Origin of the sequence: Streptacidiphilus monticola, assembly GCF_042658505.1 — a bacterium.
Lineage (GTDB): Bacteria > Actinomycetota > Actinomycetes > Streptomycetales > Streptomycetaceae > Streptacidiphilus > Streptacidiphilus monticola.
In genome coordinates this window covers 64,432-71,160 of the sequence record NZ_JBHSQJ010000005.1, presented here as the reverse complement: position 1 = coordinate 71,160, position 6,729 = coordinate 64,432, and the positions used below count along the sequence as shown (strand labels likewise).

Annotated in this window: 5 protein-coding genes; 1 reads left to right on the top strand and 4 read right to left on the bottom strand. The window is 71.6% G+C overall.

All coding sequences use genetic code 11. The features are described 5' to 3' along the window. Positions 1-224: 224 nt before the first annotated feature. From mgtA to ACFP3V_RS32090, 3 genes are all read right to left on the bottom strand, one after another. Positions 225-2,822 carry a magnesium-translocating P-type ATPase gene (mgtA, locus tag ACFP3V_RS01500; RefSeq protein ID WP_380578769.1) on the bottom strand — a complete coding sequence of 866 codons (2,598 nt, stop codon included), beginning with the start codon at positions 2,820-2,822 and terminating at the stop codon, positions 225-227. 463 nt (positions 2,823-3,285) lie between these two features. Then, positions 3,286-3,744, bottom strand: coding sequence for a cyclic nucleotide-binding domain-containing protein (locus tag ACFP3V_RS01495; protein ID WP_380578767.1), 459 nt, complete (start codon positions 3,742-3,744; stop codon positions 3,286-3,288). 357 nt (positions 3,745-4,101) lie between these two features. Continuing rightward, positions 4,102-4,887, bottom strand: coding sequence for an Rv1733c family protein (locus ACFP3V_RS32090; protein ID WP_465270085.1), 786 nt, complete (start codon positions 4,885-4,887; stop codon positions 4,102-4,104). 102 nt (positions 4,888-4,989) lie between these two features. Between ACFP3V_RS32090 and ACFP3V_RS01485 the strand changes: the two genes are divergently transcribed. Beyond that, positions 4,990-5,610, top strand: a complete 621-nt coding sequence (locus tag ACFP3V_RS01485; RefSeq protein ID WP_380578763.1) for a hypothetical protein — start codon at positions 4,990-4,992, stop codon at positions 5,608-5,610. Positions 5,611-5,782: 172 nt separating this feature from the next. Here ACFP3V_RS01485 and ACFP3V_RS01480 read toward each other — a convergent pair whose 3' ends face one another. Beyond that, positions 5,783-6,253 carry a nucleoside/nucleotide kinase family protein gene (locus tag ACFP3V_RS01480; protein ID WP_380578761.1) on the bottom strand — a complete coding sequence of 157 codons (471 nt, stop codon included), beginning with the start codon at positions 6,251-6,253 and terminating at the stop codon, positions 5,783-5,785. Between the last annotated feature and the right edge of the window lie 476 nt (positions 6,254-6,729).

Sequence of the window (6,729 nt, the reverse complement as noted above, 5' to 3'; positions counted from 1 at the left end):
CACCCTCGGCGCCCGCACCCAGATCGGCACCAGCTGGTAGGACGGCGGGCCTGCCGTCCTGCGGCGGCACGTGAGCCTCTGCAGCCGTCGGCGACCGGGGTGGACCCGCCCCGCTCGGGGGTCCGGCCCGGTCGTCTCCATGACCGTCGCCTTAACTCCCAGCGTGGCAGCCTCCACAGCCCTGGGGCCGGGCGGCATCGCGGTCATCCTGGCGAGGGCCGGCGTCAGCGCGGGGCCAGTGGTTCGGGGCGGCTGAAGCGGGCAGCGCGTCGCTGGACTCGGTGGACGTGGGTGCGGTGGGTGCGTGGGGCCGACGTGGTGGGCACGTGGCGGAAGAAGTACCGCTTGACCGTCTCGATCAGCGCCAGGTAGGCCAGGGTCATCACTGTGAGCGCCAGGAAGAAGGCGGGCGGAAGCGGCTGGAAGCCGAGCGTGTGCGCGGCCGGGGACAGCGGCAGTGCCACGCCGACGGCGACGACGGCCAGCGTCGCCGCGGTGAGTGCCCGGCTGGGTCGGCTGCGCAGGAACGGGACGCGGCGGGTGCGGATGGCGAAGATCACCAGGCTCTGGGTCGCCAGCGACTCCACGAACCAGCCCGAGCGGAACAGGGCCGGCCCCGCGTGGAAGAGGCCGAGCATCACCCAGAAGGTGAGCACGTCGAACAGCGAGCTGACCGGTCCGAAGCAGAGCATGAAGCGGCGGATCAGCCGGATGTCCCAGTGGGAGGGGGCAGCCAGCTGCTCCGGGTCCACCCGGTCGGTGGGGATGGTGAGTTGGCCCGCGTCGTAGAGGAGGTTGTTGAGCAGGATCTGCGAGGGCAGCATCGGCAGGAACGACAGCACCAGGGAGGCGCCGGCCGCGCTGAACATGTTGCCGAAGTTGCTCGAGGTGCCCATCAGCACGTACTTGATGGTGTTGGCGAAGATCCGACGCCCCTCGGCCACACCGTCGGCGAGGACGCCCAGGTCCTTCTCCAGCAGGACCACGTCGGCGGCGTCCTTGGCCACGTCGGTGGCCGAGTCCACGGAGACGCCGACGTCGGCGGCGTGCAGGGCGAGGGCGTCGTTGACGCCGTCGCCCAGGAAGCCGACGTCGCTGCCGCGACTGCGCAGAGCGCGGACGACGCGGGCCTTGTCCTCCGGGGAGACGCGGGCGAACACGGTCGTCTCGCCCACCACCGCGGCGAGTCGGGCGTCGTCCAGGGCGGCGAGGTCGCGCCCGGTCAGGGTACGGCCGACGGGCAGGCCGAGGTCCGTGCAGACCTTGCGGGCGACGCGCGGGTTGTCGCCGGTGCAGATCTTGACGCTGACCCCGAGCCGGGCCAGGCGTTCCAGCGAGGCCGCGGCATCGGCCTTGGGCGGGTCGAGGAAGACGAGGAACCCGGCCAGGTGCAGCCCGGTCTCGTCGGCCGCGGTGACGGTGGTGGCGCCGGCGGCGTCCCGTGTGGCCACGGCGACCACCCGGCTGCCCTCGTCGAAGAGCCGGTCCAAGACGGCGGACGCGGTGGTGGGCACGTCCTGGCACCGGTCCAGCAGCACCTCGGGGGCGCCCTTGGTCACCAGCAGTCTTGTGCTGTCGGGGAGTTGCACGAGGGCGGAGGTCAACTGCCGCTCGTGGTCGAAGGGGAGCTGGGCCAGACGGCGACAGCCTCCCGGCACTCGCGCGTGCGGGGCCTGCCAGAGGGCGGTGTCCAGCGGGTTGCCCCCCAGGTGGTCGCCGCTGAGGTCCCCTTCGGTGGCGAGCAGCCCGAACAGCAGGGCGTCGTCGCTGACTCCTCCCTGCGGGTCCAGGGCCTCGCGGAAGGTGATGCGGCCCTCGGTGAGGGTTCCGGTCTTGTCGGTGACCAGGACGTCCATGTCGCCCAGGTCCTCGATGCAGACCAGCCGCTTCACCAGCACCTTGCGCCGGGCGAGTTGGCGTGACCCGGCCGCGAGGCTGGTGCTGACCACGGCCGGGAGCAGCTGCGGCGTGATGCCGACGGCGATGGCGAGGGAGAAGAGGAGCGCGTCCAGCAGCGGGCGGTGCAGGAGCACGTTGATCAGGAAGATCGCGCTGGTGAGGGCGAGGGCTACCTGGAGCAGTAGGACGGAGAAGCGGCGCAGGCCCCGCTGGAACTCGGTCTCGGGCTGGCGTTCGCCGAGCCCGAGGGCGATCCGTCCGAACTCCGCGCGTCCGCCGGTGGCGACCACGACGCCGCGGCCGGTGCCCGCGTGGACGACGGTCCCCATCAGCGCGCAACTGGCCAGCTCCGCAAGGACGGTGCCGTCGGGGACCGGGGCGGATCGCTTGTCGACCGGCGCCGACTCGCCGGTCAGGACGCTCTCGTCGCACTGGAGGAAGGTGCAGTCCAGCAGGCGGATGTCGGCGGGGACGACCTGGCCCAGGGACAGCAGCACCACGTCTCCCGGCACCAGGTCGGTGACGTCCACCTCGGCCTCGTGGCCGTCGCGCAGGACGACGGCGGTGTGCCGGACGGCGGAGTGCAGCGCGGCGGCGGACTTCTCGGCCCGGTACTCGTTGGCGAAGCCGAGCGCGATGCTCAGCAGCAGGATTGACCCGATGATCACGGCGTCGGTGCGCTCGCCGAAGAAGAAGGAGACGGTGGCGGTGACCACCAGGAGCAGCAGCAGTGCGCTGCGCAACTGTCGGGCGAGCACGGCCAGGGCGCGCACCTGGTGGGTCCGCACCGCGTTCGGCCCGACCGCAGTGAGGCGGCGCGCGGCCTCGGCGCCGGTCAGTCCGGCAGGTTCGGCGCCGAGTGCGGCCAGAACCGCTGCCGGCTCCAGGGCGGCAGCGGTGGCCGCTGACAGTCCTGGCGCCACGGCCTGCCCATGGTCGGGGCGGGGCGGTGCGGGCACGGACGGATCGACGGAAGTTGCCACCGGGGCCTGCCTGTTCATCGAAGAGGTAGTGCCGGGACGTCCGACAGCCACGACCCACTGTGGCTCCGTTTCCGAGCCGGGCGACAGGGCCGACCGGCCCCGTACGCGCGGGCTGCTCGGCCCCGAAGGCCTGCTCCGCCCGCGGACGAGCACTCGCAGCTCGCGCCCGGTCATGCCCGTCGAGGACGCTCCCGCCGGATCCGGGCGCCGAAGCGGCACTCGCGCGGCCATGCGGCCACCGCCCAGGTGCAAGGTGGCAAGACGACCTGTCCGTTCGCCACTTTGCGTGCGCTCTGCGGCGGGCCCCACCAGCCGTGGCGAACGGCCACGCCGGCAGGGCTGGTCGGCGGTAGTCGAGCGCGCGCGGGCAGGTCGACCCACGACGGCTGATGCGGCTGCCATGTCATCGACCGGATCCACTGCCGCCAGGTCCGTAGAGGTCGAGCAGTCGGGTTCGCGCGGCGGTCAGACGCTCGGCGACGACAGCGGCGACGGCGAGCGCGACCGCGCGCCCGAGCAGCGGATCCTCCTCGCACAGCACGCGTACGGTCGCTGCGTCATACTCGTCGGCGCGCACGTTCGTCTCCGCAACAGCCCCCAGATGCCAGCGGTACGGCGGCATGAGCCACGACCAGCCGAGCAGCTGCCGGCCGCTCAGCACCTCGATGACCGCCGGACGCCGGCCGGGAACATGCAGCTCCAAGCCGACCCGGCCACTGTGCAGCACCCAGATCCGGTCCGCGCGCTGGCCCTCTTTGAAGATCGGCCGGCCGGCCGCGAAGGTCACCTCGTGCGCGTACCTCTGCAGCCGCTCCGCGTGCGCGGGAGCGAGCTCTCCGAGGAAGCTGGAGCTGGCTTGCATGGCTGCCTCCACACCGTGCTGAGGGGCCATCACGGACCCACTCACCCACGGTCCTCCCCACGGCCGGGGGCGACGTGGGCCGACTGGCCCACGGTGCGGGCCCGGTCGGCCCTCAACGGCTCGCCGGCACCGATGGCACGCGGGCGATGGCCGTTGCCTGGGGAACTGGATCAGCGCGGACGACCACACGACGCGGCAGGTCGCGGTGCGCCGAGCGCGGCGTCCTCGGGGGCCGGACACCAGGCCGGTCCAGGCCGTTCCAGCTTCCGCCGAGGATGTGCGTCAGGGTCGGAAGGCGTTCTGGGGGCCGATGCTCAGTGACACGGACCAGTGGCGCGACGTGTCTGGGCAACGGGGTCAGCCCCGTTGATGCCACACCGGTTCGACCTGCTGCCACTCCCGCTCCCAGGCCCGCATAGCGGTCCGGTCCACCGCCCAGGATGCTCCGGTCCACGCCATGGTCAGCAAGGCGGCCTCTGTCACGAGCAGCAGCAGCCCTTTGCCGACGGCACGTGCTGCGGAGGCTGAAACGCTCTCGGGACCGGGACCGGCCTGCCCGTGCCGGTCCAGCCAGATCCTCACTGTCGACCCTGCCTGGGTCCACAGCGGCACTGAGGCGGCCACTTGGTGTGCGGCACCCGAGCGGTCGGACCAGCGCAGCAACGCCGTGCCGGTGCTCTCATCGCTTCCCTTCGTGACGGCCGGCGAGGTCAGTGCCACGGCATCGACGCCCCGAAGCCGTGCCTGGGCGGCAGCGGCATGTGCTCGGGCCTCGTCGAACACCGTGAGCCCGAGCACTGCCGCTGCCGCCGCCGCAGTCAGGAGTCCGAGAACCAAGCACCACCTCGTGATCGTCCGAAGCCGATCGAGGGGCCTGCGGAGCGGGTTGCGGCCGTGTCGGACGAAGGCATGCAACCGGGCCGCGGTGAAGCGAGGGGGACGGGGACTGGTCGCGGGCGTGGTCACGGATCGCCTCCTTGTTCCGCGGCGCGAGTCGCCGTCGTGGCAGCAGCTTCCCGGCCGCGGCACTGCCCCACACAGGCCCGGACGGGCAGTGACCGGTGGGCCGATGGTCCCGCTTGTCGACCGCTCCCTGTCCCGACAGCCGCATCGCCCTTCCCGGCAGGGACCTTCGGCTCCCATGACGGACCTGTTCGGCCCCGTGCCGGGACATCAGGGAGACAAGACGCTTATCGGCAAGGGAAGTTGACGCTTCTTCGACTCTTGATTCCAGAAGGGCCCGCCATGGCACTGCACGACGCTCCTCACCGGTTCACCCTCCACCTGCGCCACCGCAACGAGGGCGCGGCCGCCCGCACGCACGTCGCGGAGCGCAGCACCGCGGTGACCACCACCGCCGACTACGCGCTCGCCTGCCTGCGGCTGCTGACCGGCTTCGTGTTCCTGTGGGCCTTCCTGGACAAGCTGTTCGGCCTCGGCTACGCCACCGCCTCTGCCCGAAGCTGGCTCCACGGCGGCTCGCCCACCAAGGGCTTCCTCAGCGCCGTGCACGTCGGGCCGCTGCAGTCGACGTTCCACCACATCGCCGGCACCGGCTGGGCGGACACCCTGTTCATGCTGGGACTGGCCGGCATCGGGCTCACCGTCACTTTGGGGGTCGCGCTGCGACCGGCCGCGCTGGCGGGAACAGTGCTGCTCGCGCTGATGTGGTTGGCGGAGTTCCCACCGGCCCGGCACGTGACGGGTGGCGCGCCGACCATGTCCAGCAACCCGTTCGTCGACTACCACCTGCTCTACGCGGCAGCGCTGGTGGTGCTGGCTGCCACCTCCGCCGGCGACACCCTCGGGCTGGGCCGGGTATGGGGCCGCCTGCCCTTGGTTCGCGACGTGTCCTGGCTTCGCTGACCATCCCTTTGTGGAGCCCGGGCCCTCAGGGGCTCGGGCTCCACCCGTCTGAGTGGGCGGTTCGCAAGCGATTGTCCGCTTCGGGGCTGGGCTGGGGTGAGGTGGGCCGGTTGCGGGCCAGTACAGCCAGGGCTGGGTCTCAACAAGCCGGGTTCGGGCTCGGGTTGGCACCTCAGCTCGGCCGGGACCGCGGCCGTATTGGCAGCGTGCGGGACAGGATCGCGTCCACCACCTGGTCGAGGGGCCGCCTGGCGTCGATGACGATCGCACCCGATGAGCGCAGGTGGTCCTGCAATACCGGCAGCTTGCGGCGCAGGTACTCGCGAGTTTCCCCGACGCGGCCCCAGTCGTGGTGCTCCTGGCGCGCATCCAGTCGTGCCAGCATCGTGGGCTCGTCGATCTCCAGCAAGAACACCTGGGTGAAGCGGTCGGCGACCTCTTGCTGGTTGTCCGCACCGCCACAGACGTACAAAGTCGCCGGCGCGGCGGCCCGAATCAGTTCGTCCAAGCGGGTCGGATCCCATGCCCAGCTGTGCCGGGCAAGCCAGGCCAGGTCCGGCGCCGTCGGCTGTTTGGCCACCACGGCGCCGCCAGGATCGACGAACCGGGCAAGCAACGGGTCGGCGTCGGCGTCGATGGACACCAGGCCTCGACGGGCCAACATGGCTGCAACCGTGGACTTCCCGGCGCCAGAACAGCCTGCGATCTGGACAGCACTCATAGGCGCCTATCGTCGACCGGCCTCAAGACGGGGGCAAGCGAGTTCCACACCATCAGGTGGTGTCCGGCTCGGCCTCTCGGTTGGTCTGAGCAAGCTGGTTGCGGGCTCGCTGGAACGGGCTGCGGCCGTGGCAGGGTGAACAGCCCCTGCTCGGTCCCGGCCAGGATCCCCCCCGCTCGGCGAGCCGCTTGAGCTTCAGGCGGAGGTCTCGTCGCACTCAGCCAACGTGGAGTTGGTCGCCCCCCACGGGGGCCTGGCGCTCTTCGCGCTCGGTGACAAAAGGTCGTACGCTGCCACGCCCGTGGGTCTGGCTGGGGCGCCGTCAGGCGCCGGCTTGAGCAGACGGCGAAACCGCCGACGAGTGCCGTGAGAGCCGCGCGGGCGGAGTTGTTCGAAAG

Excerpts from the sequence above, each read along its gene's own strand:
- ACFP3V_RS01495 (WP_380578767.1), bottom strand. The coding sequence starts at position 3,744 with ATGCAAGCCAGCTCCAGCTTCCTCGGAGAGCTCGCTCCCGCGCACGCG.
- ACFP3V_RS32090 (WP_465270085.1), bottom strand. The coding sequence starts at position 4,887 with ATGGGAGCCGAAGGTCCCTGCCGGGAAGGGCGATGCGGCTGTCGGGAC.
- ACFP3V_RS01485 (WP_380578763.1), top strand. The coding sequence starts at position 4,990 with ATGGCACTGCACGACGCTCCTCACCGGTTCACCCTCCACCTGCGCCAC.